This is a genomic window from Halomonas sp. NyZ770, assembly GCF_020616575.1.
GTDB lineage: Bacteria > Pseudomonadota > Gammaproteobacteria > Pseudomonadales > Halomonadaceae > Vreelandella > Vreelandella hamiltonii.
In genome coordinates, this window is sequence record NZ_CP085143.1 from 2,610,296 (window position 1) to 2,624,490 (window position 14,195).

Genomic DNA, 14,195 nt, shown 5'->3' on the forward strand with positions numbered 1-14,195 from the left:
CCATGACCGAACTTCCCGACAACATCCTTCACCTGCCGCAATACCAAGTACTGGGCTGCAAATCAACCGACGACGAAATGCACTTCCAGGTGGACGTGCCCGATCCCATCGCCTGCGAGGAATGCGGCGTGCAGGGTGAGTTCGTACGGTTCGGCAAGCGTGACGTTCCCTATCGTGATCTGCCCATCCACGGCAAGCGGGTCACTCTCTGGGTGGTCCGCCGCCGATACACCTGCCGGGCCTGCAAGACAACATTCAGGCCCCAGCTACCGGAGATGGTGGACGGATTCCGTATGACACTGCGGCTGCATGAGTACGTGGAGAAGGAATCCTTCAACCACCCCTACACCTTTGTGGCGGCACAGACCGGCCTGGACGAGAAGACGGTGCGCGACATCTTCAACGCCCGCGCCGAGTTCCTGGGGCGCTGGCACCGCTTCGAGACGCCCCGCATCCTGGGCATTGACGAGCTATACCTGAACCAGCGCTACCGCTGCATTCTGACCAACATTGAGGAGCGAACCCTGCTCGACCTGCTGGCCACCCGCCGCCAGGACGTGGTGACCAACTACCTGATGAAGCTGAAAGACCGGCAGAAGGTCGAGATCGTCAGCATGGACATGTGGAACCCCTACCGGGCAGCGGTCAAGGCTGTGCTGCCCCAGGCCCGTATCGTGGTCGATAAGTTCCATGTGGTGCGCATGGCCAACGATGCCCTAGAGAGAGTGCGCAAGGGCCTCAGAAAGGAGCTGAAACCGTCCCAGAGCCGGACTCTCAAGGGAGACCGGAAAATCCTGCTGAAACGCGCTCACGAAGTCTCAGACCGGGAGCGCCTCATCATGGAGACCTGGACAGGCGCGTTCCCGCAACTGCTGGCCGCCTACGAGCACAAGGAGCGCTTCTACGGCATCTGGGACGCCACCACACGGCTCCAGGCAGAAGCCGCCCTGGACGAGTGGATAGCCACCATCCCGAAGGGCCAAAAGGAAGTCTGGAGCGATCTGGTCAGGGCAGTGGGAAACTGGCGCGAAGAGACCATGACCTACTTCGAGACGGACATGCCCGTCACCAACGCTTACACGGAGTCCATCAACCGACTGGCCAAGGACAAGAACCGTGAAGGGCGCGGTTACTCCTTCGAGGTGATGCGGGCACGAATGCTCTACACCACGAGCACAAGAAGAAGGCACCGACTGCGAAGGTCTCTCCTTTCTACAAGAAAACCATCGGTTACGGACTGCCGGACGTCGCAGAGGAACTCAACTACGGAGTCGATCTATCAACCATCTGAGGGTGGTATCAGATTGATGGGGTGAAGGTGCCCCATCAACCATTAAATCCGTATACCCGAAGAGATTTAGCGTCCAGAGAAGCTTGATACCGTTCAGTAAGAGCCAAAACCAAAGTATGGGCTGTAGTATGGGCTAAGTAAATTACAAACACAAAAAAGCCGCTGAAATCAGCGGCTTAATCTATATTCTTGGCGGAGAGGGAGGGATTCGAACCCTCGAAGCCTTTCGACTTACACACTTTCCAGGCGTGCTCCTTCGACCACTCGGACACCTCTCCACATTGTGTGCTCTGCTGCAGGGCGTTGCCTTTCTCAACAGAACGGCGCATATACTATGCGTTAAGCTGTGAAATAGCAAGCCTTTTTCACGTCAGGGCTTTTTCACATCAAGGGCTGGGCAGCACGGCATAGCGGCTGCTGGCTTCCAGACATAGCGTGTCGCCGCAGTAGAGCTGCTGGCTGAGCGCGATGCTGCCTTTGCCGCGTTCGCGCAGCCGTTCTACCAGCGTTGCGGGGCCGTCGCTGCTGCTGGGCGTGCAGATAAGACGGTAGTCGCCGGTCACCGGGGCAACGAAGCGCTGGCTGGCCTCCGCCACGACCACGTCTTGTGCCCTTCCCTGCTGGCGCAGCCACAGGGTCACCCAACACCATCCTTGCAGGGTGGCTTGTGCTGCCAGGGCACCGCCAAAGCCGGTGCCTTTATCATTGAGGTTAGGCGCCAGCGCCAGGTGCCAGGTCAACGCGTCGTTGGCGTGGCTCACGTCACTGATGCCCAAGGCTCCCACCATGGGAATCGCCTCGCCCAGCCAGCGGTGGAAGGCGTGCAGGTCTTCCTTGCCCTCTGGCAGCGGTAGACGCGGGTGCGGTAGGCCTGGCTGGCGTGACGGGCTCATGGTGGGCTCCTCGGCGGTTAAGCGCTCAATCCCAGCGTTCGACGAAATCGGCGGCGTTATGCTCGGGTACCGGCTTGTGACGACCGGCCAGGCTGCCCAGGTAGATGAACGCGACTACTTCATCCTCCTTGTCCAGCCCCATTCCCTTGCGCACCACCGGGTCGAAGGCATACTTGCCGCTGCGCCACATGGCGCCCAAGCCCAGGGCGTGTGCGGCCAACAGAATCCCGTGGGCAGCACAGCCCGCTGAAATGACCTGTTCGACCTTGGGCACCTTGGCAATATCTGGCGTCACCTTGGCAATCACGGCGATCACCATGGGCGCGCGCAGGGGCTTTTTGCGGGCAGCGTTCAGGGTGTCATCGCTGGCGTGCGGGTCTTCCTGGAACTCCGCTTCGGCGAACAGTTCTCCCAGGCGCTCGCGCCCTTCTCCGACGAACTCGATAAACCGCCACGGGCGTAGCTCCTTGTGGTCGGGGGCACGCAGGGCGGCGCGGTAGATGGCGCTGAGCTGTTCCGGGCTGGGGGCAGGCTCGGTGAGCTTGCCCATAGAGCTACGTTCGTGCAGCAGCGTAAGAGCGTCCATTGGTGCCTCCTTGTCCTGGGTCGGTATCACTGGCGCGCCAGGCGTAGCGGGCTGGGCGGCGCCATGCCCGGCGTGGCACGCCAGGGGCTGATGTCCAGCCCACCACGGCGCACGTAACGCGCCAGCACCAGCAGTGATTCTGGCTGGGCGTACTGCATGAGATCCGTGAAAATATGCTCGACGCAGTGCTCGTGAAAATCCTGATGCTGGCGGTAGCCAATCAGGTAGCGCAGCAGCCCTTCGCGGTCGAGGCGCGGGCCTTTATAGCGAATCAGCACGCTCCCCCAGTCGGGCTGCCCGGTCACAGGGCAGTTCGATTTGAGCAGATGCGAATGCAGCGTCTCTTCCACGATATCATCGTGGGTGGTCAGGTGCTCGGCGCTGGGGGTGTAGTGGCTGACCTCGATATCCAGGTCGTCCAGGCACTCCCCTGGCAAGCGTCGCGGGGCCAGCGCTTCGTCATCCACCGGCAACAGCTCGACGCTGACCGGGGCACCCGCCGCACCGCTCAGGTCGCGCACCAGAATGGCTTCCACCTCAGCCTGGCTGGCAAAGCGCGTCTGGTTGAGGCTGTTGAGGTAGAGCTTCCAGGATTTGGACTCGATCAACTGCGGCGAGCTTGCCGGCAGCCGAAAGCGCGCCACCGCCACCACCGGCTTGCCGCGTCCATTCAGCCAGGAGACTTCGAAGGCGTGCCACTCGTCTTCACCCACGAAGGGCAACGCGCTTTCTTCGATCCCCAGCGGCGCGCGATTGGCCGCCCGAGGAATGGGGTACAGCAGTGCCGCATCGTACTGCTCGGGGTAGGCAGAATCGCGCCCCAGCGGCGCGTGTTCCAGAGTATCAGGGCGGTGTGCCATGCAAAACGTCTCCATCAAACCAGGGGCCCTTGGGGCACTTAACTGCGAATACCTTTGCCACGCTCCAGCATGGTCAGCGCCACCATGAACAGCACCACGATGAACGCCATGATCGCCGTCAGCGCCCAGCCGACGGGAATGTCAGACACCCCCAGAAAGCCGTAGCGGAAGACGTTGACCATGTACAGAATCGGGTTGAGCATCGAGACGCCCTGCCAGAAGTCCGGCAGCATCGAAATCGAGTAGAACACGCCGCCCAGGTAGGTCAGCGGGGTCAGGATGAACGTCGGCACGATGGAAATGTCATCGAACTTGTTCGCCAGCAGGGCATTGATGAAGCCACCTATGGAGAACAGCGCCGAGGTCAGCACCACGACCAGTATCGTGAGCAGCGGATGCTCCACCGTCAAGCGGGTAAAGAACAGCGATACCAGCGTCACGATGAGCCCGACGCCCAGCCCCCGGGCCATGCCGCCCAGAATGAAGCCGGAAAGAATCACGCTATTGGGCATGGGCGAGACCATCATCTCTTCCACCGAGCGCTGAAACTTGTTGGAAAAGAAGCTGGAGGCCACGTTGGAGTAGCTGTTGGTGATCACCGACATCATGATCAACCCGGGCACGATGAAATCCATATAGCTGAAGCCATCCATCTCACCAATGCGCGAGCCGATCAGGCTGCCGAAAATGATGAAGTACATGGCCATGGTGATCGACGGTGGCAGCAGGGTTTGCGGCCAGATACGGGTAAACCGCTTGATCTCCTTGAGCACCAGTGTCCACAGCGCGACCAGGGTTTGTGTGGCATTCATGCGTTGGCCTCCTGCTGCTCACGTTGATCCAGAGCCGCCTGGCTGCTCTCTACCATGGAAACGAACATCTCTTCCAGACGATTGGCGCGGTTGCGCATGGAAACCACTTGAATACCCTGCTCACTGAGCGATGAGAACACGTCGTTCAGCTGCTGGCCTCGGTGAATGGCCACCGAAAGCTGGGAGGGCTCCACTCGGTGGACCTCGAAACCCGGCACCTGCGGCGCTTGCGCGACGGGAGCCGCCAGGTCCAGCAGGAAGGTTTCCGTGTCCAGCTCGGCCAGCAGCTCGCGCACGCTGGTATTCCGCACGATCTCGCCGTGATTGATGATGGCGATATTGCGGCACAGGCTTTCGGCTTCTTCCAGGTAGTGGGTCGTCAGAATGATCGTCGTGCCTTCGTCGCGGTTGATGCGCCGCATGTACTCCCACATGCTGCGACGCAGCTCGATATCCACCCCCGCCGTGGGCTCATCGAGAATCAGCAGCTTGGGGCGATGCATCAGCGCACGCGCAATCATCAGGCGGCGCTTCATGCCGCCGGAGAGCATCCGCGCGCTGCCGTTGCGTTTTTCCCACAACCCCAGGTCGGTCAGCAGCTGCTGGGCACGGGGCAGCGCTTCACTACGCCGCATGCCGTAATAGCCCGCCTGGGCCAATACGATATCCAGCACTTTCTCGAACTGGTTGAAGTTGAACTCCTGCGGCACCACGCCCAACTGGTACTTGGCTTTGGCAAAATCCTTGTCGATGTCGATACCAAAAATCGACACCTTGCCCGCGGTTTTCTGCACCAGGGAACATACCACGCCCAGAGTGGTGGATTTACCTGCCCCATTGGGGCCCAGCAGCGCAAAGAAGTCGCCCTGCTGAACGTCCAGATCAATCCCTTTTAACGCTTGAAAGCCGTTGCCGTACACCTTGGTAAGGCCACGGATCGACAATGCCGGTTCGGCCATGAACATGTCCTGTCAGCAAAATGAGAGCTTATGAAGCTAGATGGGAAGATATCGGGGCGAACGCATATTTTTTCAAGCTAACGAACTCGATGCCCTCACGGCGAGCCAGATGACTGTTTTATAAAGGTTAAGGCTACATTAGGCGACACTTTGCCACGCTATTGCAGCAGAACCCAGGCAATTAATACTTTAGTATGACGCGCGCACCGGGCGCTGCGTCAGTACCGGTGCCAAGGGAACAATCGAACATAACAGAGAGCTTGCCTGATAATGAGCACTGCCATTACCTCTTCCAGCGTTGCGCCGCCATCGACGGAGCACGCGACGACCTCACCTGCGCGCCATCGACTCTCCACGCTGCCCCTGCGTCGTCAGCGCCTGATCGGCGTCGGCGTACTGTGGCTGATCCTGGCCGTCATGATCGCCATCAATGCCTGGCAAAGCCGTAACTTGCTCTATAGCGAACGCGAACAGCGCATGGTGACGGCAGTCGACATCGGCATTTCCACGCTGCAACACTACCACCACCTGGCCGAGCAAGGTCAGCTGTCCGTTCCCGATGCCCAGCGCCTCGCCTTCAACATGCTGCGCGACATACGCTTTGGCGAAGATGACAACTACCTCTTCGCCTTCAACGGCAGCCTGCGTATGCTTGCTCATCCGCGCAGAGAAGTAGGCGAAGACATCTCTCAGGTGAGCGACCCCGAAGGCACGCTGATTTTCCAGAGCATGCTGGATAACACACGGGCCAATGGCAGCGGCTTCACCGAATATTACTCCAACTTCGCGCGCGGCAACGATGGCAGCCCGCTAGTACGCACTTACTCCGAAGCTTTTGCACCTTGGGATGTGTACGTGGCCAGTGGCGTCTTTGTAGGTGACGTCAACAGCACCATCGTCAGCCAACTCATTGAAACCATCGTGGTGGGCATTGTGGCCGGTGCGCTGGTGACCCTGGCTTTCTGGGGCATGATAACGCTGATCCTGCGCCGCCTGGGCGGGGAGCCCAACTACGCCGCTGGCGTGGTGTCATGCATTGCCCAGGGCGATCTGACCGCCCCCGTGGTCCTGCATGCCAACGACACCAGTAGCCTGCTCTACGACATCCGCTCGATGCGCGACAAGCTGCGTGAAGCCATGATCGACATCTACACCACCAGCGAAGCGGTGGATGGCAATGCCGGTGATATTGCTGCGGGCAACCAGGAGCTGTCATCACGCACCGAGCAGCAGGCCGCCGCCCTTCAGCAGACCTCATCCAGCATGGAAGAAGTCACGGCGACCGTTCGCCAAACCGCCGACAGCGTGGCACAGGCCAAAGAGCTGGTACGCAGCGCAGGCGAAACCTCGCAGGCAGGCCAGCAGGCCATCGGCAATGCCGTCAACTCGATGCAGGAGATCAGCGCCGAGGCTGACAAGATCACCGATATCGTCACACTGATCGACAGCATTGCCTTCCAGACCAATATTCTGGCGCTCAACGCCTCGGTGGAAGCGGCCCGCGCCGGCGAACATGGCCGCGGTTTTGCCGTCGTGGCCGGTGAAGTTCGCCAACTGGCCAACCGCTCCGCCACGGCCGCCCACGAGATCAAAGGGCTGATCAACGCTTCCAACGCCCAGGTCAGCAACGGCGCCGGGCTGGTCGATACGGCCAAACAACGGATGCAGGACATCGACCTGCAAATTCAGAAGGTCAACGACCTGTTCGAGGAGATCACCGCCGCCACCTACGAGCAGACCCGCGGTATCGAACAGATCAACGTGGCCATCGCCCAGCTAGACCAGGCCACCCAGGACAATGCCTCGATGGTGCAGCAGACCGCCACCTCTGCCCAGGACCTCAAACAGCGCTCACAGTCGCTCAACAGCGTGGTCGGCCACTTCACTCTGGTGGATTGAACCACTTGGCCCGGGCGCATGCGCCCGGGCATTCCGCTTACTCTCTTCCGAACGGCGCCCACGACAAAGCGCTGCTCAAGGCAGTTATCGAACGGACAACAGAAACGAAGAGGATCTGGCAAAGCAGAATCAGAAAAAACGATGGAAAAGCAAAGACGAAGACACAGGAGGGAGGACCGTTGAACTGGAGCGGGAAACGAGACAAGCACTAAAGCGCTAAGCCTATGTTTTCCAACTCTTTTCTTCGTCGAGGGTCTCAACGAAGGCCTCAATTTTAGCCTCATTCTTGAAGGTCGTCAACGAGATTCGTCCACCGACCTCCACATACCGCCAACATCGTCCACTTCTCATCCACTCGTGGCTACCCTTCGCTGGGGTGGTCCGCACAGCGGATGTATGCGACCGAGTTCGCCCCCCTCCCGCGCTTGCACACCTGATCATGCAAGAGGCAGCGCAAGGCAGCCAGTTGTTATGTTGATCTATCAGGATGCCGGGGAAGTCTCACCATCCTCACACTTCCCTTGACTAACCGATCAAACGACATAGATGCCGCGCTGATATCGGTCGGTTAGACCGTCGAGAAAACACACGATGCGAAATGGGGCTTGATGAAAAAATCAAGGTCTATGACGCTGACAAGCATGTACGAGCGCAAGCGCCACTGCTCAATGTGCAAGACAAAGTGATTTTCACATATCGAGCAGGTAATAGCCACTGGCCTTGAGCATGTGAATTCAACATGCTCCAGCGCGCTCCGCCAACGTGGGTATCAGACCCAAAACAACAAGCCTATGCCGTGACCATACGTCGATCGGCAGCAGAGGAGTCGGTGATGTAGTACTCCCGTAAGGAGATGGAGACATGAATGAAGAGCTGCCAGCTTCAAAGGTGTTCTATCGCCCGATCGAGGCCGCAATACGCTGGGCAGGTTTGTTGCGGCACACGCAAGAGGTTCTGTCCTCCATCTCATCGCCTAGAAATCTTCCAAGAATACTCAACTGTCCGCGATGGGGTGAACTGCGGCTCTGCGCGGAGCGCATTTACGATGCCATCGTCAACGGCGAGCTTCCCTACGGTCGAAACGGCATCACGTTGAACGATGAATCCTTGCTTGATTCCCATGAATTGACCGTGCGGCACCTCGACCTCAAGCGCTGGATGCAAACTCACTATCCGGGCCATCGACCTGCTTTCCTTTTCAGTCGGATCGAGCGCATCGCGCACCCCGTCATCACGCTGGAAACCGGACAAGCCATGTTGGTGGAACGCCAAGCCATGAAAGCAGAGCTTGAGCTTTGTCGTCGTGAACTACGGAACCTCAAGGAACTTCACGAAGAATTGCTCAAGCAGTCTGGGGTGATCGCAGCCTGCAGTCAGGGTTCTCTCAGTAATCGTGCGGAAGCTACCTACCTGCACATCATTGGCAGCATGTTGGAGCTGATGCTGAACCGGTCTCCTTCGGGCAAGCCGTACTCCTGTTTCAGCACCCAGGAGGCCATCGTCAGTGCATTGATCGCACATCGCGGTGGCACCATGGGCATCACCGAGCGCACCTTGAACGGCAAGTTCGCCAGCGCACGGAGGAAGCTGGGCAGCGCTAACGTAGTTGTTTGAAGTTTTCCAGCTTGTATCTGCAGTCCCGGAAACTGCATTTGCAATGTCTTTCCCCACCTATGTCTATTGAATAGAGGTCACGCCAACAAACGCCGCCAAGCGTTAAGGAGTGACCAACATGTTCCAACCAACAGCACTGCCGCCCGGCGAGCGCCGCATTTTGCGGCTGGATGAAGTCGAGGCCAAATCCGGGTTCAAACGCGCACATATCTATGCGCTCATGAAAAAGGGCGAATTTCCCCAAGCGTTGCGCCTCGGCGTTCGCGCAGTCGGCTGGGATTCCGTTGAGATCGACCAGTGGATCACCGAGCGTCTCCAGAGCCGTGCGCAGCAGCCGGCTCTCCAGCGCGACGTCTGAGGAGAGTCCCATGCAGGTCGTATCGATCATTTCGACGAAGGGCGGCGTCGGCAAGACCACCGTCGCGGCCAACCTCGGTGCGTTCATAGCCGACGCCGGCCTGCGCGTTTTGCTGCTTGATCTGGACATGCAGCCGACCCTGTCGTCCTACTACGAGCTGACACATCGCGCGCCGGAGGGCATCTACGAACTGCTGGCCTCCAATGAGCGCGACCTGGCACATCTGGTATCGCACACCCTTATCGACAATCTGGATCTGGTGCTATCCAACGACCAGCACCGCCAGCTCAACACCTTGCTGTTGCACGCTCCGGATGGACGCTTGCGGCTGCGCAACCTGATGCCGACCTTCCAGCCGCATTACGATCTGGTGGTCATAGACACCCAGGGCGCACGCAGCGTACTCCTGGAAATGGCGCTGCTGGCGTCCCATCAAGCCGTGTCCCCGGTCACGCCGGAGATCCTCGCCGCCCGTGAGCTGCGGCGCGGAACCCTGCAGTTGGTCGAGGACATCGCACCGTACCGCAAGCTGGGCATTGAGCCGCCTGCGTTGCAGTTGCTGATGAACCGCGTCCCGGCGGTTTCGTCGAACGCGCGCCTGATCCAGCAGACGCTGCGCCTGATATTCCAGGAGCAACCCAGCGTCCAGGTGCTGGATACCGAAATTCCCGCAATCGAAGCGTTCCCGCGTGCGGCCACCCGAGGCCTTCCTGTTCACCGCGTCGAGCATCGAAGGCCTTCCGGACGCCAGACCTTGGCCGCACTGGAAATCGTGCGCAGCCTGGCGATTGAACTGTGTCCCCAGTGGCAAGAACGGTTCGCAGCGGTCACCGGCAAGGCCGGTGGGAGGATCACCGATGCCGAACGCTCGTGATCTGGCCCGAGGCCACAAGCGGCTGCTGCCGCTGATCGAATATGCCCTGAGTGAAGGCTGGGAGGTTGTGCGCACCCCCGGCGGACATCTCAAGTTCACCCGGCCGGGATTGCCGCCGATCTTCACCAGTGCCACCGCCAGCGACCATCGTGCGGGACTCAACGCCCGTGCCATGCTGCGGCGAGCCCAGCGCGATGCTTCGGGGCTGCCTACGGAAGGAGATGGTCATGCCTGACATCTCCCCCCAGGACGTTGCGAACAAGCTCCTGAGCGATGGATTCACCCGCGATGGCCCCGTCGCGAGCAGCCTGAGCGACCCGATCGCGGATACCCCGATGGTCGTAACGCTCGATGAACTGCGGCCTTACGAGCTCGACCCGCGATTGACGCGCAATCCGCTCTACGACGACATCAAAGCCTCGATCCGGGAACGCGGGCTCGACGCACCTCCGCCCATCACCCGGCGTCCAGGCGCAGATCATTACATCATCCGGAACGGTGGAAACACCCGCCTTGCCATTCTGCGCGAGCTGTGGAGCGAGACGCGGGACGAGCGGTTCTTCCGCATCGCCTGCCAGTTTCGGCCCTGGCCGGAGCGCGGGGAAATCATCGCGCTGACGGGCCACCTCGCGGAAAACGAACTGCACGGTGGCTTGTCTTTCATCGAACGCGCCTTGGGCGTGCAGAAAGTGCGGGAATTGTACGAACAGGAGACCGGCAAGGAGTTGTCTCAGTCCGAACTGGCACGCCGCCTCAAGACGGACGGCTATCCCGTGCCGCAGCCCCACATCAGCCGGATGCAAGAGGCCATCCAGTATCTGCTGCCAGCCATCCCGACCGTGCTTTACGCCGGCCTGGGACGTCGCCAGGTCGAGCAACTGACCGGCCTGCGGCGCGCTGCCGACAGAGTCTGGTCGGCCCGCAGCCGCCAGTCCCAATCCCACCTTGATTTCCCCACGCTGTTCCAGGACGTACTGGCCCTTTTCGACAGCGCGGCGAGCAGCTTCAACGTGCAGCGTGTTCAGGACGAATTGATTGGCCAGATGGCCGATCTGCTCGGCATGGACTACGACACGCTCCTGTTCGAGATCACCGACTCGGATCGGCGTTGGCAAGTCCTCAGCAGCGAGCCGTCCGAAGCCGGGGCGACGCCAGCGCCAGCCCCGCCACCATCTTCGGCGGCCACCGGGGTGCCGCCCACGTCGCAACCGGAGAACATTCGGTCGTCAGCAGCACCGGCAGGTACGCCGCACAGGAATGACACGCCACCGACCGCGACCGACACCCACACAACCGCCCCATCGGGTACGGATGAATCCCATTCCGACGATGCGCAACGTGCCACCCTGCTGCAGGAGCACATCGTATCGCCTGCTGGCACGACCGAACGGCTGCAATCCATCCAGCGCCTGGTCGCGGATCACACTGGCGAAACGCTGCCGGATTTCGAGCGCAACGTCCTGCAGTCGATTCCAATCCAGGCCGGCAGTCTGTATCCGATCAGCGATGTCTGGTACATCGAACCCGCGCTGGACGAACCCGATCGTCTGCGCACGCACATTGAGCAGTTCGCCCGCGAGATCGCCGGCGAAGCCGGTCTGCAAGGCCTCGTCGAAGCCTGCCAAGAGGGTATCGGTTTTCGCTGCCACAAGTCCGAAGCCGGGCCAGAGTTGACCCGGCATGCCCAGGCGACGCTGGCATTGCTGCATGCCCTGAGCGCCCCCTATCTGGCGATCGACCATTCGCCCGCGGGTATCGATCTATCGGTTCTCGCCGGGATGCTGGGGATGTTGCTGCAGGGCTCACCGACCGACACCGCATCGCAGGACGAGCCGCCAAACCGTCTCAGCGACAATGCCCTGGTGAAGCTATTCCGCATGCTGCGGCTTGTCCGCCGCTTGAGGGACATTGAGACCGGCAGTACCGATGGCCATCACGCCACGGCCAGGTCATCAGGGGCGTCGCCATGACCGGCCCGCACCCGCTCAACCAGGCCGTGATCGCCCAGGCGCTCCATGATTTGCGCAACGGCCAACTGCGCCGGGCCAAGTCGATGGGATTTGACGATGTGGATCTGGACGCTCTCAAGCATCCCGCGATGGCGAGCGTGCTGGCCAACGCCAACGTGTCCTGGTGCTCGGTGGTGGTCAACCGCGACGTGCTGCGCCGCCTGCTGCACCAGGTCGAGGACGTCACCGAGGAAGTGGTGAAGATCGACCGGCTGTTGCGCCTGGGCGCCAGCACGGAATTGATCAGCAAATTCTTCGGCCTGACCCATCAGGAGATCGCCTTGCGCCGCAGCGTCATCGGCCTGCCGAAACGCAAGGGGCGGCACCCGGTATTGACCGAGGAACAAGACATCAATCTGTGGAAGCGCTGGTCCTCGACCGTGAAGGAGCAGGAAGCCGACTGCAGCGACGATATGGGCATGCTGGGTATTGCGGCGGATCTCGCCGAGGCCACCGGACTGCCTTTGTCCGTGATCTGGAACGCAATACGCGGATGGATCGATGAAGGGCTGACCTGATGATGGGCGGCCAGAACAGCACGCGCGGCCCCGTCCGGCTGGGCGACTTGTTCGAGCAGGCGCTCGGTCAACTGCAATCTCAACAGTCGCCACCATCCCGTCCCACCGCCTCGCCACTGCCAGCCGACGGCTTTCTCTATAGCGGCAACCGACACGACAGCGTGCCGCGCGCACTGCTCCTGGACAGACGCCTGACACCGCTCGAACGCAACGGCTGGCAGGTGTTCCGCCTGATGCTGGCGGACGATGGCATCACCGCCATGCCTACCTACGACCAGCTCGCTCCCTGGCTGGCCTCGATGCCCTGTGCCGAACGGGCCTCGCACGAGACGGTAGCCCGTGCACTGACCGTGCTGCGGCTGACCCGCTGGATCAGCCTGGTGCGACGCCGGCGCGATCCCAGAAGCGGACGCATCCAAGGCAATCTCTACGTTCTGCACGACGAACCGCTCAGCCCCTACGAAGCGATCCAGCTCGATGCCGATTACCTGGAACTGGTCAGCCAGGCGCTGACGCATGCCAGCAAGTCCATTCAGCGTGTCGGCGCGACCACCCTGCAGGAGCTGACGCAAGACCCCATGCTCAGCGGCCAGGTGCTGCCGAGCCGGCTGGAAATCCTGTCGCAGCGTTTGGCGGCGCAGGGCTGGAGCAGCACAGCGAGTTATCCACAGACCGATGGCGACCACGATTCCGAAGACGAGGCCGAGGACCGTCTTCGGAATCTGGCGAGCCTCTCTTCGGATTCCGAAGCGGGGCCGAAAAGCCCGGAAAACGGCGCACTTCGGAATCCGAAGCTGGACCGTACAGTACGTATAAAAGAAAGTATTAAAGAAATACGTACAGTACCGCGCGCGCAAGAAGCATCGCAGAAACTGCAGTTGCCCACGCGTTTTCTGACCCTCAAGGCGGAGCAGCAGAACGGCGCGTTGACCGCGATGCAGTCGGTGGATCTCGATCTGCGGCAGGCCCTGCTGGACGAATGGGATGCACGCTGCGCTTCCACGACCATTCGCAATCCCACTGGTTACCTGTTCGGCATCATCCAGAAAGCCCTGCGGGGAGAGTTTCGTGTCTGGGCGGGACAGAAGGCACCTGCGGTGCCAGTTGACAGGACACCAGAGCCGAGGCCAAGTCCAACGCCAGCCACACCTGCTGATGCGGCGGTCGCGAAGGCGCACCTGGCACGCCTGCAGGAACTGCTGCGCTCGTCCTGAGACGATCCCAGGCAGGTGTCGAGAAACACCGGCCAATCGCTCTGCAATCCAAGATGTTCCACCGTCGTCTATACCCCGGGTATAGCGCAACACGCAGACTTCCTGCCGCAGTGACCATGGTTGGGCTGTACATGCCCTCAATAGCGTCCAGTGAGTTCCATGGCTGCCTATACCATGGGTATAGCGCAACACACAGCCTTCCCGTAGAGCATCGCAGCGGCGCGGGCGGTCGAACCATGCCGGCAAAAACAGGCAAGCGGCAGGTTCGGTTTGATGACTGACGGCCTTCCGGTCAGCCCGGATGCTGG

Annotated in this window: 13 protein-coding genes, 1 tRNA gene and 1 pseudogene; 9 read left to right on the forward strand and 6 right to left on the reverse strand. The window is 60.7% G+C overall.

What is annotated here, in order from left to right; genetic code table 11:
• Positions 1-2: 2 nt before the first annotated feature.
• A pseudogene (locus tag LG409_RS12035) lies at positions 3-1,291 on the forward strand (ISL3-like element ISPpu12 family transposase).
• Between the two features lie 190 nt (positions 1,292-1,481).
• Here LG409_RS12035 and LG409_RS12040 read toward each other — a convergent pair.
• The 6 genes from LG409_RS12040 to LG409_RS12065 all read right to left on the reverse strand — a co-directional run bounded on the left by LG409_RS12040 (position 1,482) and on the right by LG409_RS12065 (position 5,401).
• Positions 1,482-1,569 (reverse strand) — tRNA-Ser (locus tag LG409_RS12040).
• 108 nt (positions 1,570-1,677) lie between these two features.
• Positions 1,678-2,184 (reverse strand): YiiD C-terminal domain-containing protein, encoded by a 507-nt coding sequence (locus tag LG409_RS12045; protein ID WP_227406734.1) that lies wholly within the window; start codon positions 2,182-2,184, stop codon positions 1,678-1,680.
• Between the two features lie 25 nt (positions 2,185-2,209).
• Entirely contained in the window at positions 2,210-2,770 is a 561-nt protein-coding gene (locus LG409_RS12050) for a nitroreductase family protein (RefSeq protein ID WP_039181222.1), read from the reverse strand.
• Positions 2,771-2,796: 26 nt separating this feature from the next.
• Positions 2,797-3,630, reverse strand: a complete 834-nt coding sequence (queF, locus tag LG409_RS12055; protein WP_039181225.1) for an NADPH-dependent 7-cyano-7-deazaguanine reductase QueF — start codon at positions 3,628-3,630, stop codon at positions 2,797-2,799.
• Positions 3,631-3,668: 38 nt separating this feature from the next.
• Entirely contained in the window at positions 3,669-4,442 is a 774-nt protein-coding gene (locus LG409_RS12060; protein ID WP_016914465.1) for an ABC transporter permease, read from the reverse strand.
• Positions 4,439-5,401 carry an ABC transporter ATP-binding protein gene (locus LG409_RS12065; RefSeq protein WP_039181229.1) on the reverse strand — a complete coding sequence of 321 codons (963 nt, stop codon included), beginning with the start codon at positions 5,399-5,401 and terminating at the stop codon, positions 4,439-4,441. Before LG409_RS12065 ends, LG409_RS12060 begins: the two co-directional genes overlap by 4 nt.
• A 270-nt stretch (positions 5,402-5,671) precedes the next feature.
• Between LG409_RS12065 and LG409_RS12070 the strand changes: the two genes are divergently transcribed.
• From LG409_RS12070 to LG409_RS12105, 8 genes are all read left to right on the forward strand, one after another.
• The gene (locus LG409_RS12070) at positions 5,672-7,300 is read left to right on the forward strand and encodes a methyl-accepting chemotaxis protein (protein ID WP_052196457.1); all 1,629 of its coding nucleotides are present in this window, start codon (positions 5,672-5,674) and stop codon (positions 7,298-7,300) included.
• A gap of 861 nt (positions 7,301-8,161) precedes the next feature.
• Positions 8,162-8,914: a hypothetical protein gene (locus LG409_RS12075; RefSeq protein ID WP_227406735.1), complete on the forward strand. Its 753-nt coding sequence runs from the start codon at positions 8,162-8,164 to the stop codon at positions 8,912-8,914.
• Between the two features lie 118 nt (positions 8,915-9,032).
• Positions 9,033-9,272 carry an AlpA family transcriptional regulator gene (locus tag LG409_RS12080; RefSeq protein ID WP_227406736.1) on the forward strand — a complete coding sequence of 80 codons (240 nt, stop codon included), beginning with the start codon at positions 9,033-9,035 and terminating at the stop codon, positions 9,270-9,272.
• 10 nt (positions 9,273-9,282) lie between these two features.
• A complete protein-coding gene (locus LG409_RS12085; protein WP_227406737.1) occupies positions 9,283-10,146 on the forward strand; it encodes a ParA family protein in 864 nt (287 codons plus the stop codon).
• The gene (locus tag LG409_RS12090; RefSeq protein WP_227406738.1) at positions 10,130-10,381 is read left to right on the forward strand and encodes a type II toxin-antitoxin system HicA family toxin; all 252 of its coding nucleotides are present in this window, start codon (positions 10,130-10,132) and stop codon (positions 10,379-10,381) included. The genes LG409_RS12085 and LG409_RS12090 overlap by 17 nt, the downstream gene beginning before the upstream one ends.
• Entirely contained in the window at positions 10,374-12,116 is a 1,743-nt protein-coding gene (locus LG409_RS12095) for a ParB family protein (protein WP_227406739.1), read from the forward strand. The genes LG409_RS12090 and LG409_RS12095 overlap by 8 nt, the downstream gene beginning before the upstream one ends.
• Positions 12,113-12,673 carry a DUF2857 domain-containing protein gene (locus tag LG409_RS12100; protein WP_033947844.1) on the forward strand — a complete coding sequence of 187 codons (561 nt, stop codon included), beginning with the start codon at positions 12,113-12,115 and terminating at the stop codon, positions 12,671-12,673. Before LG409_RS12095 ends, LG409_RS12100 begins: the two co-directional genes overlap by 4 nt.
• On the forward strand, positions 12,673-13,887 hold the full coding sequence (locus tag LG409_RS12105; RefSeq protein WP_227406740.1) for an STY4528 family pathogenicity island replication protein: 1,215 nt from the start codon (positions 12,673-12,675) through the stop codon (positions 13,885-13,887). Before LG409_RS12100 ends, LG409_RS12105 begins: the two co-directional genes overlap by 1 nt.
• Positions 13,888-14,195 lie beyond the last annotated feature (308 nt).

What these genes read in the sequence shown, in the direction of transcription:
- LG409_RS12045 (WP_227406734.1), bottom strand. Translation starts at nt 2,184, where the DNA reads ATGAGCCCGTCACGCCAGCCAGGCCTACCGCACCCGCGTCTACCGCTG.
- LG409_RS12050 (WP_039181222.1), bottom strand. Translation starts at nt 2,770, where the DNA reads ATGGACGCTCTTACGCTGCTGCACGAACGTAGCTCTATGGGCAAGCTC.
- queF (WP_039181225.1), bottom strand. Translation starts at nt 3,630, where the DNA reads ATGGCACACCGCCCTGATACTCTGGAACACGCGCCGCTGGGGCGCGAT.
- LG409_RS12060 (WP_016914465.1), bottom strand. Translation starts at nt 4,442, where the DNA reads ATGAATGCCACACAAACCCTGGTCGCGCTGTGGACACTGGTGCTCAAG.
- LG409_RS12065 (WP_039181229.1), bottom strand. Translation starts at nt 5,401, where the DNA reads ATGGCCGAACCGGCATTGTCGATCCGTGGCCTTACCAAGGTGTACGGC.
- LG409_RS12070 (WP_052196457.1), top strand. Translation starts at nt 5,672, where the DNA reads ATGAGCACTGCCATTACCTCTTCCAGCGTTGCGCCGCCATCGACGGAG.
- LG409_RS12075 (WP_227406735.1), top strand. Translation starts at nt 8,162, where the DNA reads ATGAATGAAGAGCTGCCAGCTTCAAAGGTGTTCTATCGCCCGATCGAG.
- LG409_RS12080 (WP_227406736.1), top strand. Translation starts at nt 9,033, where the DNA reads ATGTTCCAACCAACAGCACTGCCGCCCGGCGAGCGCCGCATTTTGCGG.
- LG409_RS12085 (WP_227406737.1), top strand. Translation starts at nt 9,283, where the DNA reads ATGCAGGTCGTATCGATCATTTCGACGAAGGGCGGCGTCGGCAAGACC.
- LG409_RS12090 (WP_227406738.1), top strand. Translation starts at nt 10,130, where the DNA reads ATGCCGAACGCTCGTGATCTGGCCCGAGGCCACAAGCGGCTGCTGCCG.
- LG409_RS12095 (WP_227406739.1), top strand. Translation starts at nt 10,374, where the DNA reads ATGCCTGACATCTCCCCCCAGGACGTTGCGAACAAGCTCCTGAGCGAT.
- LG409_RS12100 (WP_033947844.1), top strand. Translation starts at nt 12,113, where the DNA reads ATGACCGGCCCGCACCCGCTCAACCAGGCCGTGATCGCCCAGGCGCTC.
- LG409_RS12105 (WP_227406740.1), top strand. Translation starts at nt 12,673, where the DNA reads ATGATGGGCGGCCAGAACAGCACGCGCGGCCCCGTCCGGCTGGGCGAC.